The organism is Pseudomonas sp. CDFA 610 (assembly GCF_021147865.1).
In the GTDB taxonomy this organism is placed as follows: Bacteria; Pseudomonadota; Gammaproteobacteria; order Pseudomonadales; family Pseudomonadaceae; genus Aquipseudomonas; species Aquipseudomonas alliivorans.
The window spans coordinates 646,368-663,194 of record NZ_JAGTPM010000001.1; the positions used below are offsets into that span (position 1 = coordinate 646,368).

Here is a 16,827-nt window from a genome sequence, read left to right on the forward strand (position 1 = left end):
TCAGGTTCGCCAGCAACTGGGCGTGGAGTTGCCATTGGGCGAGTTGTTTGCTCTCGGTGAACTGGCTGCGGTGGCTGCGGCGCTGTGTGGTGTGGCCCGCAGCGAATTGCCTTCGATTCTGCCGGTTAAGCGCGACCAGCCGATGCCGTTGTCGTTCGCCCAACAACGGCTTTGGTTTCTGGCACAGATGGACGGCGGCAACGAGGCCTATAACATCCCGATGGCCCTGAGCCTCGAAGGCGCGCTCGATATGACAGCACTGACGCGAGCCCTGGCACGTATCGTCGAGCGCCACGAAACCTTGCGCAGCCGGTTCGTGGCCAGCGGCTACAGTGCACAAGTGCTGTTCGTGCCCACGTCTGCCGATGCCATGCTGATCGTCGAGGACATTCGCCACGCTCCCCGCAATCTGGACGAGTGTGTCCGCGCCGAGGCAGTCGCACCGTTCGATCTGGCCAATGGGCCGCTGATCCGCGCTCATCTGCTGCAGGTCGCCGACGAGCGTCATGTGCTGCTGCTGACCGTGCACCACATCGTCGCCGACGGCTGGTCGATGGGTGTGCTGACACAGGAATTGCTCGCGCTGTACCCGGCGTACTGCCAGGGTCAGCCCGACCCGCTGCCGCCGCTGGCGATCCAGTACGCCGATTACGCCGTGTGGCAACGTCGCTGGCTGACGGGCGAGCGCCTGCAACACCAGGCTGCCTACTGGCGTCAGACGCTGGAAGGCGCGCCGACACTGCTCACCTTGCCGACTGACCGTCCGCGTCCTGCACAACAGGATTTCGCAGGCGCAAGCCTGGCGTTGCAACTGGAGGCGAGGCTGACGACAGATCTGCGCAAACTGGCGCAACGCCAGGGTGTCACGCTGTACATGGCACTGATGGCCGCCTGGGCCACGACGCTCACGCGTCTATCCGGTCAGGCCGAAGTGGTGATCGGCAGCCCGGTGGCGGGACGCGGTCGTACTGAACTGGAAGACCTGGTCGGCCTGTTCGTCAACACCCTGGCCGTGCGTATCGACACCTCGGGCAGCCCGAGCGGTGAAGCGCTGCTGGCGCAGGTCAAAGTGCGCGTGCTGGAGGCACAGGACCATCAGGACCTGCCATTCGAGCAGGTCGTGGAAGTGGTTCGCCCGACACGCAGCCTGGCCCATGCCCCGTTGTTCCAGACCACACTGAACTGGATGCCGGGTGAACACGCCGCCGTACCGCTTGGGGGTCTGGTGGTGGCTGCGGTTGAACAGGTCAGTCAGGTGTCCAAGTTCGACCTGTCGCTGAACCTGAGCGAGCGGGGCGAAACCCTGATCGGGTCGCTGGACTACGCTACGGCACTGTTCGACGAAGCGACGGCGAAGCGGTACCTGAACTACTTCGTGCAGATTCTTGAAACGCTGGCAACGCATGAGCAGACGCAGCTTGACCGCATCGCGCTGGTCGGCGAACAGGAACGGCATTACCTGCTGGAAACGCTCAACGCAACGGCTGTTGCGGTTGACGACGAGCAGACCGTGCACGCGATTATCGAAGCCCGTGCAGCCAGCACGCCCGAGAGCGTGGCGGCACAGGTCGGCGAGCGTCGCCTGACTTACGGCGAACTGAACCTGCGTGCCAACGCGCTGGCCCATCACCTGATCAGCCTTGGCGTACGCGCCGACGACCGCGTGGCCGTCATGGCCCGTCGCGGCCTCGATACGCTGGTGGCCATGCTCGCGGTGCTCAAGTCGGGCGCTGGCTATGTGCCGATGGATCCGTCACACCCGGACGAACGCGTGGCCTACCTGCTGACCGACAGCGCGCCGAACGTGGTGCTGACCCAGCAGGCATTGCTCAGTCGCGTGCCGAAACTGGCTGCGACGGTCATTGCCTTCGATCAGCCGAGCTGGCCGGAACGTCTGGACAATCCGCAGGTGGCAGGGCTGACTTGCGCGCACCTGGCCTATGTGATCTACACCTCGGGCTCCACCGGCCAGCCCAAAGGCGTGATGGTCGAGCACCGCACGCTGAACAACCTCATCGACTGGCATTGCCAAACCTTCGACCTGCGGGCGGGCAGTCATACCGCCAGCGTCGCCGGTTTCGGTTTCGACGCCATGGCCTGGGAAGTCTGGCCCGCGCTGTGCTCCGGGGCGACCCTGCACCTGCCGCCTGCGGAGGTGGGCAACGAGCAGCTCGATGCCTTGCTCGACTGGTGGATCGCCCAGCCGCTGCAGGTGGCGTTCCTGCCGACGCCGGTCGCCGAATACGCCTTCAGCCGTGACCTGCGTCATCCGACCTTGAACACGCTGCTGATCGGCGGCGACCGTCTGCGCCAGTTTCACCGCGATCCGGGCTTTGCCGTGATCAACAACTACGGCCCGACCGAGGCCACAGTGGTCGCGACGTCGGGACGTCTGCTGCCCGACGGCAGCCTCGACATTGGCAAACCCATCGCCAACACCCGCGTGTACCTGCTCGACGAGCGCCAGCAACTGGTGCCGCTGGGCGTGGCGGGCGAGCTGTATGTGGCCGGTGACAGCGTGGCGCGGGGCTACCTGAATCGCCCGGACCTGACGGCCGAGCGTTTCCTGCGTGATCCGTTCCAGAGCAATTCCGAAGCGCGCATGTACCGCACCGGCGACCTGGCGCGCTGGAACGCTGACGGCACGCTGGAGTACCTGGGGCGCAATGACGACCAAGTGAAAATCCGTGGCGTGCGTATCGAGCTGGGCGAGATCGAAGCGCAGTTGAGCCAGTTGCCGGGCATCGAAGAGGCGTTGGTCATCGCTCGTGAAGATGAACCCGGTCAGCCAAGGCTCGCAGCGTATTTCATTGAGCGCGATGGCTCGCTGTCGACCCCGGTGTCCGAATTGCGGGCTGCCTTGCTGGCGGTGTTGCCGGGCTACATGGTGCCCAGCGCCTTTGTGCGTCTGGACGCCTGGCCACTGACGGCCAACGGCAAGGTTGACCGTCGCGCTTTGCCAGTACCGGATCGCGACGCGCTGCCGGGTCGGGATTACGAAGCACCCCAGGGGGCGGTGGAAACAGCCGTGGCCGAGATCTGGAGTTCATTGCTGCACGTCGAGCGGGTGGGGCGTCATGACCACTTCTTCGAACTGGGCGGACACTCGCTGCTGGCCGTGAACCTGATCGCGCAGATGCGTCGTCAGGGGCTTGATGCCGATATTCGCACCCTGTTCGCGCAGCCGACGCTGGCCGCATTGGCGGCTGCGATTGGCAACAGCGAGCAAACGCAGGTGCCCGCCAATCCGATCGAACCGGGTTGCCCGCGCATCACGCCGGACATGCTGCCGCTGGTGGCACTGGAACAGGCCGACATCGATCTGATTGTCGCCAGCGTTCCGGGTGGCGCGGCCAACGTGCAGGACATCTATCCACTGGGGCCGCTGCAGGCCGGCATCTTCTATCACCACTTGTCCGCAGGTGGCGACGATCCCTATCAGTTGCAGGCCCGTTTTGCCTTCAGTGACCGTGCGCGCCTGAACGCATTCTGCACAGCCTTGCAGCGGGTGATCGCCCGCAACGACGTGCTGCGCACTTCACTGTGTTGGGAAGGGCTGGAAACACCCGTGCAGGTGGTCTGGCGCCAGGCCACGCTGCCGGTGATCGAAGTGGCACTGGATGACCTCGTCGAGGCAGAGCCTCTTGGGCTTGAGCAGGCGCCGCTGCTGCGTCTGATACACGCGGATGATCCGGCCAACGGACGGATTGTGGCGGTGTTGCTGTTCCACCACCTGATCATGGATCACATGGCGCTGGAGCTGCTGAGCCACGAACTGCAGGCGATGCTGCTCGATCAGGAAGCGCAGTTGCCTGCGCCGGTGCCGTATCGCAATTACATTGCCCAGACGTTGCAGGGGCAGGGCGATCAAGGGCACGAGTTGTTCTTCCGCGAGCAACTGGGTGATCTGGACGAGCCGACCCTGCCTTACGGCCAGGGTTGGTTACCGGGCGCTGACGTGCCGGGTGAAGCCAGGCAGCCACTGACGGCTGACTTGAGTCGCAAGGTGCGAGATCAGGCGCGTGTGCTCGGCGTCAGTGCTGCCAGTCTGATGCACCTGGCCTGGGCGCAGGTGCTGGGACAGTTGTCCGGTCGTGAAAAGGTCGTGTTCGGCACCGTTCTGCTTGGCCGGCTGCAAGGCGGAGAAGGCGTGGAGCGCACGCTGGGAGTGTTCATCAATACCTTGCCGCTGCGTATTGATCTCGCGGGCCAGTCGGCGCAGGAGGCCGTGCTTCAGGCCCACCGCCGCCTGAGCGGTCTGTTGGCGCATGAACACGCGCCGCTGGCACTCGCGCAACGCTGCAGCGCGCTGCCGGCCGGTGCGCCGCTGTTCAGCGCATTACTCAATTACCGTCACAGCGCGGCGCCTGGAACGGCCGATGCCCCGACCAGCGAAGCCTGGCAGGGTATCGAGCTGCTTGAGGCCGATGAGCGCAGCAATTACCCGCTGACCCTGAGTGTCGACGATCTGGGCGAAGGCTTCGACCTGACCGCGCTCACCTCGGCAGGCATTGATGCGCGACGTGTCTGTGCCTACATGGTCTGTGCCGTAGAAGCACTGGTTCAGACCTTGGTGCAGGCGCCACGCATGGGCCTCGACACGCTGGATTTGTTGCCCGCTGCCGAGCGCGCCGAGTTGTTGAACGGCTTTAATGTGCGGCGCACCGAGCCTGACAGCGCGTTCACCATTCATCAACGCATCGAGAACCGGGCAACCTTGGTACCTGATGCCGTAGCGGCGCAAGTGGGCGACCAGCGTCTGAGCTACGGCGAATTGAACCGTCGCGCCAACGCCCTCGCGCATCATTTGATCGGGCTGGGTGTGCGTCCTGACGACCGCGTGGCGGTGATGGCGTGCCGCGGGCTGGACACACTGATCGGGCTGCTGGCTGTGCTCAAGGCCGGTGCCGGTTATGTGCCGGTCGATCCGGGTCACCCGGACGAGCGCGTGGGCTACCTGCTGCAAGACAGCGCGCCGGTAGTGGTGCTGACTCAAGTCGATCTGCTGGAGCGGCTTGTTGACCTGAACGTGCCCGTTGTGGCAATGGACCGCGTCGAGTGGCCAATGCGTGCGGACAATCCGCAGGTTGTGCACCTGACCATCAACCGTCTGGCGTACGTGATCTATACGTCGGGCTCCACCGGTTTGCCCAAAGGCGTGATGGTCGAGCACCGGACCCTCAATAATCTGGTGGACTGGCATTGTCAGGCCTTCGATCTGCACGTCGGCAGCCATACCGCCAGTGTCGCCGGCTTCGGCTTCGATGCCATGGCCTGGGAAGTCTGGCCAGCGCTGTGTGCCGGGGCAACCTTGCATGTACCGCCTGCGGCTATCGGCAACGAGCAACTGGACGCATTGCTCGACTGGTGGATGGCCCAGCCGCTGCAGGTTGCCTTCCTGCCGACGCCGGTCGCCGAGTACGCGTTCAGCCGCGAGCTGCGTCATCCGACGCTGCGCACGCTGTTGATCGGCGGCGACCGACTGCGTCAGTTCCCTCGCGACCCCGGTTTTGCGGTGATCAACAACTATGGCCCGACCGAGACCACGGTCGTGGCCAGCTCCGGCGAGATGTCTCCCGGCGGTGTGCTGCACATCGGCAGACCGTTGTCCCACGCACGCCTTTACGTGCTGGATGCACGTTGCCAGCCGGTCCCGTTGGGCGTGCCCGGCGAGTTGTACATCGGCGGAGACGGTGTGGCCCGGGGGTATCTGAACCGTCCGGAGATGACCGCCGAACGTTTCCTCGATGACCCCTTCAGCGAGCAGCCGAATGCGCGGATGTATCGCTCCGGCGACCTGGTTCGCTGGCTGGCCGATGGCACGCTGGAGTATCTGGGGCGCAATGACGACCAAGTGAAGATTCGTGGGGTACGTATCGAACTGGGCGAGATCGAGCAGCAACTGGCATCGTATCCGGGCATTGGCGAAGCCGTAGTGGTGGCGCGGCAGCTGGAAGAGGGCGGATTGCGCCTGGTGGCTTATTACACCTGCCTTGCTGCGCCGCTCGACGCAAGCACGTTGCGTTCGCATCTTACGGGCCTTCTGCCTGAGTACATGGTGCCTGCCGCTTATGTAGCGCTGGATGCACTGCCGCTGACCCAGAACGGCAAGGTGGACCGCAAGGCACTGCCGGTGCCGAGTCTGGATGCGCTTGCAACAGCCGTCTATCAGGCACCCGAGACACCGATGGAACAGCGCCTGGCCGAGCTATGGGCCCAGGTGCTGGAGGTCGAGCGGATCGGCCGTCACGACAGCTTCTTCGAGCTGGGCGGTCATTCGTTGCTGGCAATTCGTCTGGTCAGCCTGATCCAGAAATCCGGCCTGTCGCTGAGTCTGGCCGAGCTGTTCCAGCACCCAAGCGTCGCAGCACTGGCCGGGTTGCTCGAGCAACGACCTGACGGCATCGCTGAAATGCCCGAGGTGATCACGGTGCGAGAGGGCAGCAATAGCGCGCCGCTGTTCCTGATCCATGATTTCACCGGTCTGGACGCCTACTTCCCGGTGCTGGGCCAGCATCTTGAAGGCGATTTCCCGATTTACGGTCTGCCCGGTATTGGCCTGGGACAACCGCAACTCAATACGCTGGAAGGGCTGGCAGCAGGGTTGATTGAGCGAATTTGCAGTGTGCAACCGCACGGGCCTTATCGTCTGGCGGGCTGGTCGTTCGGCGGTGTATTGGCTTATGAAGTGGCCACGCAACTGCTGGGCATGGATGAAACGGTTTCCTTCATCGGTCTGCTGGACAGCTATGTGCCGCGCCTGACCGATCAGGGCAAGGCGCGGTGGGAGGGGCCAAACCTGCTTGAGCGTGAGTTGCTGGCGCATTGCGCAGCGTACTGGCAGGCGCAGGGCAAGGCGGGCATCACCCCGCTGATGCGCCTGGTGACTCTGCAGGAACAGGCCGACATGCCGGCATTCGAATCGCTGTTGCAACTGTGCCGGGATGAACAATTGCTGTATCCGGACCTGGCACAGGCAAGCGATCTGCAACTGCGTCATTACCTGGAGCGCGAGCTGGCCCACGGTCATGCGCTGGCTCACTACCGGCTCGAACCCGTGAACCTGCCGGTGCATCTGTTCCGCGCCGAACAGTTACAGAATGCACCGGGCGATGCAGCCAGCGGGCAGGATTCCAGCCACGGATGGGCCGAGGTTGTGCCTGCCGGGCAACTGCATTGCGTCAGCGTGCCGGGTGATCATATGAGCATGATGCAGGCACCTCATGTTCAGGTGCTGGGGCAGGCGCTCGGCAAGGCACTGGCCGCTCAGGCCGCTGCTGTGCAGCCGTCTCAGGTCTACAAATCGTTGCTGGCCATACAGAGCGGACAGAATGCCCAGGCGCCACTGTTTTGCGTGCCTGGCGCGGGTGACAGTGTCACCAGCCTGATCGGTCTGGCCGAAGCGCTGGGGCCTGACTGGCCGATCTATGGCTTCCAGGCGCGCGGACTGGAAGGCCGTTACGTGCCTCACAGCCGCGTCGAAGCGGCCGCCATAAGCTATGTGCGGGAAATCGAGGGTCTGTACCCGCACGGCCCGTTGCATCTGGTGGGTCATTCGTTTGGCGGCTGGGTGGCGCATGCCATGGCAGGCAGGCTGCAGGCACAGGGGCGCGAAGTGCTTTCGCTGACCCTGATCGACAGCGAAGCGCCCGGCAACACGACGACCTGCAGCAAGCCGTACACCGCCACGGCGGCAGTGCAGCGGCTGATCAATGCACTGCAATTGTCCAGCGGCAAGAACCTCGAGCTTGATACGCAGACCTTTGCCGACGCTGACCACGCGGTTCAATCACTGCAGCTTCGCGAAGCCATGGTGCGCGTCGGTCTGCTGTCCTCGCGGATTGCGCCTCAGGCGCTGAACGGGATCGTGCGCACATTCTCCAGCGCCTTGCGCACCCTGTACCGGCCGGAAATCGGCTATGCAGGGCCAGCGAGTCTGGTGCTGCTGACCGATCCCGCTCTGGATGCAGCGGCCAATCGTGTCGAGCAGAACGACATGACTCAGGGCTGGCAACAGGTATTGCCGCAACTGACGCTGTGGAACGGTCCGGGCGATCATTTCAGCATCCTCAAGACGCCCGACGTCTACAGCCTGGCGGCATGGTGGTACGACAGGCAGCCCGTCAGTGTCCGGGAACCGCTCTCATGAACCCCTGAATGAAACCCCGGTGGCAGGCATCTGGCCTGCTCCGGGGCTGCGCATGGAAAACGGTAAATCAGTCGTCGCCCGTTGAGCGGGCACGATCTTCAAGGATCAGCAGGCCTCTATGAACAAGTCGAAATTACGCAAGACGGGATTGATCACTGCGCTGGTAGTGGTAGCGGGCGTTGTGCTGTATGCCGTCGAGGCACCGGCCAAACCGCCCGCGTATATCACCGCAAAGGCCGAGCGTGGTGACATCGAAAACGCCGTACTCGCCACGGGCGTACTGGAAGGCATCAAGCAGGTGGATGTCGGCGCTCAGGTGTCGGGGCAATTGAAGTCGCTCAAGGTCAAGCTGGGCGACAAGGTCAAGAAAGGCCAGTGGCTGGCCGAGATCGATCCGCTGGTGCTGCGCAACACGTTGCGCCAGGCCGAGGTGGACGAGGAAAAACTCAAGGCCCAGCGGGCCTCGGCGCAGGCTCAGATGAAACAGGCCAAGCGCCTCTATGACCGCTACAAGGAATTACAGACCGATCAGTCGGTATCCCGTCAGGACTTCGAAAGCGCCGAGTCCGATTACGAGATGCAGCAGGCCAACGTGCGCGCGCTGGACGCTGAAATCAAAAGTGCTCAGGTGCAGATCGACACCGCCAAGGTCAACCTGGGCTATACACGCATCATTGCGCCTATCGATGGTGATGTGGTCGGTATCGTTACGCAGGAGGGCCAGACCGTCATCGCTCAGCAACTGGCGCCGGTGCTGCTGAAACTTGCCGATCTGGACACCATGACCATCAAGGCTCAGGTGTCGGAAGCGGACGTCATCCATATCACGCCGGGGCAGGAGGTCTATTTCACGATCCTGGGTGAGGACAAACGCTACTACGCCAAACTGCGCGGTACCGAGCCCGCGCCGCAGGATTACCTGGAAACCGAAAGCGGCAGCTCGGCTTCCCGGCAGAATTCGGCAGTGTTCTACAACGCGTTGTTCGAGGTGCCCAATCAGGATCAACGCCTGCGCATCGCCATGACTGCTCAGGTGCGCATCGTTCTGGGCACGGCGCGCAACGCGATTACCGTGCCTGTAGCCGCGCTGGGGTCGCGGACCAGCGAGGGCTCTTCCTTTGTGCGGGTGGTGGATGCAAAGGGCTTCGCTCAGGAGCGCAAGGTTCAGGTCGGCATCAACAACAACGTGCAGGCAGAGATCAAGGACGGGCTGGTCGAAGGTGATCAGGTGGTCATAGGTGACCCGACAGCGGTTGTGGCAGGGGCCTGACATGAACCAGAAGGTAGAAGTCGCCGACCTGCACGAAGCCTCGATTGCATCGCAGCAACCTTTGCTGCAACTGGAGAACGTGAGTCGCAGCTTCATGGCCGGAGACCGCGAGGTCACGGTCCTCAAGCAGATCAATCTGGCGATTCACGCCGGTGAACTGGTAGCAATCATCGGTGCCTCCGGCTCGGGCAAGTCCACGCTGATGAACATTCTCGGTTGCCTCGATAACGCCAGCAGCGGCATCTATCGAGTCGCGGGTCAGCAGACCCGCGACCTGGATGACGATGCGCTGGCCGCCTTGCGGCGCGATCACTTCGGCTTCATTTTCCAGCGTTACCACCTGCTGCCGCATCTGGATGCCGTGCGTAACACGGAAATTCCGGCGGTTTACGCGGGCACCTCCCAGGCCGGGCGTCATCAGCGTGCCCAAGAACTGCTGACGCGCCTCGGGCTGGGCGGGCATCTTGAGCACCGCCCGAGTCAGATGTCGGGCGGGCAACAGCAGCGGGTCAGTATTGCCCGGGCGTTGATGAACGGCGGCGAGGTGATTCTCGCCGACGAACCGACCGGCGCACTGGACACCACCAGCGGCAAGGAGGTCATGCGCACCCTGCTGGAGCTCCACGCGATGGGGCACACCGTCATCCTCGTGACCCACGACCCGAAGGTCGCGGCCAATGCCGAGCGGGTCATCGAAGTCAGCGACGGTGAAATCATCAGTGACACACGCACCGCGCCACGTGTGCAGCCGGTGGCTGAACCCCAGCCTGCGCTGCAACAACCGGCTACCGCCAGGCGCCGAATGATCGCCAGCTTCGGCCTGTTTCGCGAAGCGTTCAACATGGCCTGGATCGCGCTGATTTCACACCGCATGCGCACGCTGCTGACGATGCTCGGGATCATCATCGGCATCACCTCGGTGGTCTCCATCTCGGCCATCGGCGAAGGCGCCAAGCGTTACGTGCTCAAGGACATTCAGTCGATTGGCAGCAACACCATCGACATTTACGCGGGCAGCAACTTTGGCGACAGTCGGGCCAAGTCCATCGAGACGCTACTGCCATCAGACGTCACGGCGCTCAATCAGATGTATTACATCGACAGCGCCACCCCGGTGGTCGGGCGCAGCATGCTGGTGCGCTACCGCAACATCGACGTCGATGCGCAACTCAATGGCGTCAGCAGTCGCTACTTCCAGGTGCGCAACATTCAACTGGCAGCCGGTATCACTTTTGACGATCAGGATGCCCGGCGCCAGGCGCAGGTCGTGGTGCTGGACCACAACACTGCCCAGCGTCTGTTCGGTCCGGGCGTTGATCCATTAGGAAAGGTCATCCTGATCGGCAAGCTGCCGTGCACAGTGATAGGCGTCACCAGTGATCACAAGAACCTGTTCATTGCAGGCAATACGCTCAACATCTGGATGCCCTACGAAACCGCCGCCGGACGCGTGCTCGGTCAGCGCCATCTGGACAGCATCAGCGTGCGGGTCAAGGACGGCATGCCCAGCAAGGTCGTGGAAGAGGAAATCAAGGCGCTGATGCTGCAGCGTCACGGCACCAAGGATTTTTTCACCAACAACCTGGACAGCGTCATGCAGACGGTGCAGAAAACCAGCCGCTCCCTGACGTTGCTGCTGTCGTTGATCGCCGTGATCTCGCTGGTGGTGGGCGGTATCGGGGTGATGAACATCATGCTGGTGTCGGTTACCGAGCGAACTCGGGAGATCGGGATTCGCATGGCTGTGGGTGCCCGACAGTCGGATATCCGCCAGCAGTTTCTGGTGGAGGCGGTCATGGTCTGCCTGATCGGTGGTGTCATCGGTATCGGTCTGTCTTACGGCATCGGTTACCTGTTCACGCTGTTCGTCAAACAGTGGGAAATGGTCTTCTCGATGGCTTCGGTGGTCACCGCGTTTGCCTGCTCGACGCTGATCGGCGTGCTGTTTGGCTTCGTACCGGCCCGCAACGCGGCGAGGCTTGACCCTATCGAAGCGCTGGCGCGGGACTGAAAAGCGGCGTACGGGCCCGGTCGCCCGATGATATATCGTTGGGCGAGGCGTACATCCAGCGCATCAGCGAGTTACGTCCGCTGATGCCCAGCTTGACCGCTGCACGACGCTGGTAACTGCTCACCGTGCTCACCTTGAGTGCCAGACGCTCCGCCTGCTCCATGGCGGTCTGGCCTGTCAGCAGTCCCACGCAGACTTGCAGTTCGCGTTCGGAAAGCACCAGACCGGTTTCACGCAGTCGTTCGTGGAAACGGTCTTCAAGGCCTTCGGGTTTCCTTGATTCGGCATCCAGGTTGGCCAGTTGCAGGGCGTCTACGTGCTTTTCCAGAATCGAAAACAGCAACGGAGAGATGTCCTCCAGGCGGCGTCGTTCGGTCATCGAGAAATCACTGGACGGGCGTCCGCGAAACGCCGTGATCTTGCAGCAGTAACTTGGCGATTCCTGGGCCGGATTCAACTGAATGGAATCAGTGAAGCGCGAGGCCGCCCGGTGCGATGTCACGGTTTCGTTGAACACCGTGGACACCGGCGCTTTCGGTGTTTGCCAAGGCCTGGGCAGCAAGTAGAGGTGGGTCGCATCCACGGTCAACTGTGAGTTGATCAACTCGTGAAACATGCTTGAAAAATGGCCGCTGCCGATGCTGGCTATGGCCCTGCCGATTTGAGGAAGTAGCGTTGGGGTCATCTTGCTCATCCATGATTTCAGAACTACTGACGTCTCTAAGACGTTAATACGACTTGGCAGTCACATAAACTAATATTTTTATTTAGTTGAACTAGCGTGCCTGCGAAAGATGACGATTTAGAGCGAAAGGAAATTATCTGCCGTAAAAACGAAGGCTCATTTTTTTTGGAGGGACCGGACAGGCCGCAGAGCCGGGATGCCGAGACCGTCTGAAGGCGCAAGGAAGCTTGCCAGACATCAATACCGTCGCACATCGGTGTGACAGGGCCCTGTTGGTCAAGCAGGGATGCGCCAAAAAAAGGCTCGGTTGCGTCGCACTGTGTGCCCTGGCAGGCTCAGCGTCACAACATTCTGTCAAGGCTCGATCACCAGCAAGCCTTTACAAACCGTGCCGTTGCGCGGTTTTGACGGCCTCTCGGCCCAGCTGCGACGGGAGGCTTATCGAAAAAGTGCGTGGACTCTGGATATAACACTAATTAGAATGAGTCTCATTTGACACATCCATAGCGCAAGGCCTCTCGACATGATCGAAGCAGCGACGTCAACGGACCATTCTCTACATTCCCTGTATCGCGACCACTATGGCTGGCTGGAAAGCTGGCTGAGACGGCGCATGGGCAATGCCTGGGATGCTGCGGACCTTAGCCAGGATACGTTTCTTCGCGTGCTGTCCAGTTCACAGCAGATCGCCGATATGCAGGAACCTCGTGCTTATCTGCTGACCGTCGGCAAGCGCCTGTTGAGCAACTTCTATACCCGTCGCAGCCTGGAACAGGCTTATCTTGAAGCCTTGGCACAGTTGCCGGAAGAGGCCGCTCCATCTCCCGAACAGCGCTGGCTGCTACTGGAAACTCTGCAGGCGCTGGACGAGTTGCTCGACGGACTGTCCGCTGTCGTGCGCAGGGCCTTTCTGTGGAGCCAGCTCGAAGGCCTGGGTTATCGCGAAATTGCCGAACGTTTGCAGGTCTCCGAGCGCACCGTCAAACGCTACATGGCACACGCCTACGAACATTGTCTGCTGGTGGACTGGTGATGCGTCAGTCGCTGTCCAGCGAAGACCGGGAGGTCGCACGCGCAGCGGCGCAATGGCTTGCGCTGCTGGAGTCCGGCGGTGCGAGCGACGAGGACCACGTCAAACTTCAGCATTGGCGCGACAGTGCCAGCAGTCACGAACGCGCCTGGCAAAAGGCACAACAGCTGCGCCAGCGTTTTTTCGGCCTGCCGTCTCACCTTGCGATGGCCACCCTTGATCGTCCCGACAGGGCACGGCGCGCAGCCCTCAAAAGAGCGCTTGGAGTGGCTACGCTGGTTCCGGCCGTCTGGCTGCTGGGCCGGCAATTGCCGATTGATGTCTGGCGCGCCGACCTGCAAACCTCTATCGGCGAACACAAGCGTCTTGCGTTGGCGGACGGCAGCGTTCTGCAACTGAACACCGACAGCGCTGTGAACGTCGATCTGAATACCCGGCAGGTAACGCTGGTTCGCGGCGAGATGGCGCTCAAGGTGTCCGGCAACACGCCGCTTACCATTGAGGTTCCGTACGGCAGGATCATCGTCAGCCGAAGCGAAGTCTGCGTGCGTCTCAACGCCAACGATTGCCGGGTATCGGTTGTCAGCGGCAGCGTGCGACTGCAGCCGCGGCAAGGGGCTGAACTGGATCTGCGTGCGCAGCAGCAGATCAGTCTTCAGCGTCACGGGGCAGGGCCGATCAGCGCGTTCGACGCCCTGTTACCGGGCTGGCGCGACGGCGTGCTGACCGCTCAGAACCAGCCGTTGGGCAGTTTCCTGCGCGAACTTGGTCGTTACCGGCCAGGGCTGTTGCGTTGGGAGCCCGGACTTGAAGCCTTGCGCGTCACAGGCAGTTTCCGGCTCGACGATACAGACCGTGTCCTTTCGCTGCTGGCCGCCAGCCTGCAGGTTGATGTGCTTATGCGTACCCGTTATTGGGTGACGCTGGTGCCTCGCAAAAATCTTTCTGCAAAAAATAGTGCGTGAAGCCTGTCCCTTTTTTTCGCCTCACTGGTCATTCCAGGTAAGTGAACAAAAAACTACGAGAGCTTCCCTACATGTCCGCAGTGCCTCCTTATCGTTTACGTCCGCTTTTGCACTTCAGCCTGTTGCTGACCCTCAGTTCCAGCCCGCTGTTCATCTCTAACAGTTGGGCGGAAACCTCAGGGCGCCGCGCCTACGAAGTTCCCGCTGGCAGCCTGAGCGCCGCGCTGACCCGTTTTGCGGGACTGGCCGGGGTCAACCTTTCCGTAGACCCTGCGCTGGTGAACGGACGCAACAGCGCAGGGCTGTCCGGTGACTTCGCGGTCGAGGAAGGCTTCGCGCGTCTGCTGCAAGGCTCGGGCCTGCAACTGGTGTCAGTCGGTGAGCAGGCCTATACGCTGGTTCCGGCGCCGAGCAGCGGCAGCCTGGAGCTGGCGCCCACCTCGATTCTCGGTGCCGGCGGCACGACTGACGGCCAAGCCTACGCGGGCGGTCAGGTTGCACGCCGCGGCTCGCAAGGCATGCTCGGTGCGCGTGACTTCATGGACACGCCGTTCAGCATGACCACCTACACCCAGGAAGCGGTGAAGAACCAGCAGGCCCGCACGCTGGGTGACCTGATCGCCAGCGACCCTTCGGTACGTGCGACCAACCCGGCAGGCGGACGCTATGAGCAGTTCACCATTCGCGGCTTGAGCCTCTTCAACAGCGACGTTTCCTACAACGGCCTGTACGGCATCCTGCCGACCTACACGATCGACATGGAAATGGCCGAGCGCGTGGACATCCTCAAAGGCCCGAGCCAACTGGTCAACGGCATTTCGCCGCGCGGCAGTGTCGGCGGCGGCATCAACGTGGTGCCCAAGCGCGCTACAGACAAACCCATCACCGAGTTCACCGGCAGTTATGCCTCGGACAGCCAGGTCGGCGGTGCCGTGGACATCGCCCGCCGTTTTGGCGACGAAGACAAGTTCGGTATCCGCTTCAACGGCGTCAAGCAGTCCGGCGACACCACCTGGGACCACCAGAGTGTCGACCGCCAGATGGCGGTCCTGGGACTGGATTTCCGTGGCGAGCGCCTGCGTCTGTCCACGGACATCGGGCACACCGAGCGCAACACCGATGCACCCCAGGAGCGCGTACAGATCGGCCCGAACGCCAAGGTGCCCAACGCCAACGATGTGCGTGACAACTACGCGCAATCCTGGAGCAAGGCACGCACCGAGGACACGTTCGGCATGGTCAATGCCGAATACGATGTCAACGATTCCGTGATGCTGTACGGCGGCGTGGGTGCGCGCAAAAGCGACCATGATTTCCTGCGCCATGCGGTCTCGATCACTAACAATGCAGGCGACTTCAGCGTGCCGCCACGCGATTTCACTCGCGACGAAAACGTGCGCACGGCAACGGCCGGTGTGCGCAACTGGTTCAAGACCGGTCCGGTCAGCCATGAAGTGAACCTGGCGGCCAGCTACTTCTACATGGACTTCGAAAACGGTGGCGCCCGCTACGCGGCGTCTCCAAGCAACCTGTTCAACCCGGTAGACACACCGACTCCAGCCAACCCGACGCGCAGGGATGACAAGGTCTACACCGAAAACCGCTTCAGCGGTCTGGCGCTGTCCGACACGCTGGGCTTTTTCGATGATCGTCTGCTGCTGACCCTGGGCGCACGCTGGCAGCGGGTCAAGGTCGATGACTGGACCAACAACGTCAAGGGCGACACGGCTTACGATGAGGAAAAGGTCTCGCCCTCCGGCGGCATTCTGTACAAGGTGACCGATGAGCTGTCGGTGTATGCCAACTACATGGAAGGCCTGAGCCAGGGCAAGATCGCACCGTCGACCTCGATCAACGAAGACGAGATCTTCCCGCCCTTCATCAGCCGTCAGGTCGAGGTGGGTGCCAAATATGACCTGGGATCGTTCGCTTTCACCGGCAGCGTGTTCCGCATCAAGCAGCCAGCCTACGAAACCAATGCCGCCTCCCGCGTGTTCGGGCCGAACGGCAAGCGTGAGAACAGTGGCGTAGAGCTGACCATGTTCGGCGAGCCGCTCAAGGGCTTCCGCCTGCTGGGCGGTGTGATGTACATCGACAGTGAGCTGAAAAACACCACGGGTGGCACCTTCGACGGCAACCGTGCGCCTGCCACGCCCGAATACAACGTCAATGTCGGTGCCGAGTGGGACGTGCCGACCGTGCAGGGCCTGACGCTGACCGGGCGGGGCATCTATACCAGCTCTCAGTATCTGGATCAGGCCAATACCAAGGACATCGATTCGTCCGAGCGTTTCGACGTCGGCGCACGCTACGCCTTCAAGATCGATCAGAAGACCGTCACGCTGCGGGCCAACGTCGAGAATGTCATGGACAAGCGCTACTGGAGCTCTGCCGGCGCCTCGGATGACAGCGAGCCGGGCCTGACGCTCGCGACACCCCGAACCTACCTGATCTCGGCCACTGTGGGCTTCTGATCAATCATTCATGCGCTGCCCAGGGACGGGCACCTGCGCTTCATCACTCAATGCGGAACGACTCTGATAGAGAGAGCGCCATGCAAAGTGTCGGCTGAATAAATACCCTGCTTATAACGCAGCCAACGTGCGGCCTTTAAAAAAGTAACCAGTCACGCACACTGATTTGTGCGCTCAGCGTTGCCTTGAATATCCAGTTTTCTATTGGCGTACTACTGTGCGCGCTCAATTAAGTCGGCGCGT

At 62.1% G+C, this 16,827-nt stretch carries 7 protein-coding genes (1 of these 7 cut by a window edge); 6 read left to right on the forward strand and 1 reads right to left on the reverse strand.

Features of this window, described 5'->3' with window-relative positions; all coding sequences use genetic code 11:
- From KDX39_RS02840 to KDX39_RS02850, 3 genes are all read left to right on the forward strand, one after another.
- On the forward strand, positions 1-8,149 hold the final stretch of the coding sequence (locus KDX39_RS02840; RefSeq protein ID WP_331462069.1) for an amino acid adenylation domain-containing protein. 9,593 nt of this gene lie to the left of the window's left edge; 8,149 of the gene's 17,742 nt are visible here — the last part of the coding sequence; its start codon lies beyond the left edge, outside the window; its stop codon occupies positions 8,147-8,149.
- A 118-nt stretch (positions 8,150-8,267) separates the two neighbouring features.
- On the forward strand, positions 8,268-9,419 hold the full coding sequence (gene macA / locus KDX39_RS02845; protein ID WP_210069767.1) for a macrolide transporter subunit MacA: 1,152 nt from the start codon (positions 8,268-8,270) through the stop codon (positions 9,417-9,419).
- A 1-nt stretch (position 9,420) separates the two neighbouring features.
- Positions 9,421-11,430: a MacB family efflux pump subunit gene (locus tag KDX39_RS02850; RefSeq protein ID WP_231659300.1), complete on the forward strand. Its 2,010-nt coding sequence runs from the start codon at positions 9,421-9,423 to the stop codon at positions 11,428-11,430.
- On the opposite strand, the gene KDX39_RS02855 is transcribed toward KDX39_RS02850, so the two are convergent.
- A complete protein-coding gene (locus tag KDX39_RS02855) occupies positions 11,405-12,115 on the reverse strand; it encodes a helix-turn-helix transcriptional regulator (protein WP_231659301.1) in 711 nt (236 codons plus the stop codon). The genes KDX39_RS02850 and KDX39_RS02855 overlap by 26 nt on opposite strands.
- A gap of 523 nt (positions 12,116-12,638) precedes the next feature.
- Here KDX39_RS02855 and KDX39_RS02860 point away from each other — a divergent pair.
- The 3 genes from KDX39_RS02860 to KDX39_RS02870 all read left to right on the forward strand — a co-directional run bounded on the left by KDX39_RS02860 (position 12,639) and on the right by KDX39_RS02870 (position 16,584).
- Positions 12,639-13,148 (forward strand): sigma-70 family RNA polymerase sigma factor, encoded by a 510-nt coding sequence (locus tag KDX39_RS02860; RefSeq protein WP_099230640.1) that lies wholly within the window; start codon positions 12,639-12,641, stop codon positions 13,146-13,148.
- Positions 13,148-14,110, forward strand: a complete 963-nt coding sequence (locus KDX39_RS02865) for a FecR domain-containing protein (RefSeq protein WP_269439787.1) — start codon at positions 13,148-13,150, stop codon at positions 14,108-14,110. Before KDX39_RS02860 ends, KDX39_RS02865 begins: the two co-directional genes overlap by 1 nt.
- Before the next feature lie 71 nt (positions 14,111-14,181).
- The gene (locus tag KDX39_RS02870; protein ID WP_231659303.1) at positions 14,182-16,584 is read left to right on the forward strand and encodes a TonB-dependent receptor; all 2,403 of its coding nucleotides are present in this window, start codon (positions 14,182-14,184) and stop codon (positions 16,582-16,584) included.
- Positions 16,585-16,827: the final 243 nt, after the last annotated feature.

Coding starts and splice junctions, on each gene's coding strand:
- macA (WP_210069767.1), top strand. CDS start 8,268: ATGAACAAGTCGAAATTACGCAAGACGGGATTGATCACTGCGCTGGTA.
- KDX39_RS02850 (WP_231659300.1), top strand. CDS start 9,421: ATGAACCAGAAGGTAGAAGTCGCCGACCTGCACGAAGCCTCGATTGCA.
- KDX39_RS02855 (WP_231659301.1), bottom strand. CDS start 12,115: ATGACCCCAACGCTACTTCCTCAAATCGGCAGGGCCATAGCCAGCATC.
- KDX39_RS02860 (WP_099230640.1), top strand. CDS start 12,639: ATGATCGAAGCAGCGACGTCAACGGACCATTCTCTACATTCCCTGTAT.
- KDX39_RS02865 (WP_269439787.1), top strand. CDS start 13,148: ATGCGTCAGTCGCTGTCCAGCGAAGACCGGGAGGTCGCACGCGCAGCG.
- KDX39_RS02870 (WP_231659303.1), top strand. CDS start 14,182: ATGTCCGCAGTGCCTCCTTATCGTTTACGTCCGCTTTTGCACTTCAGC.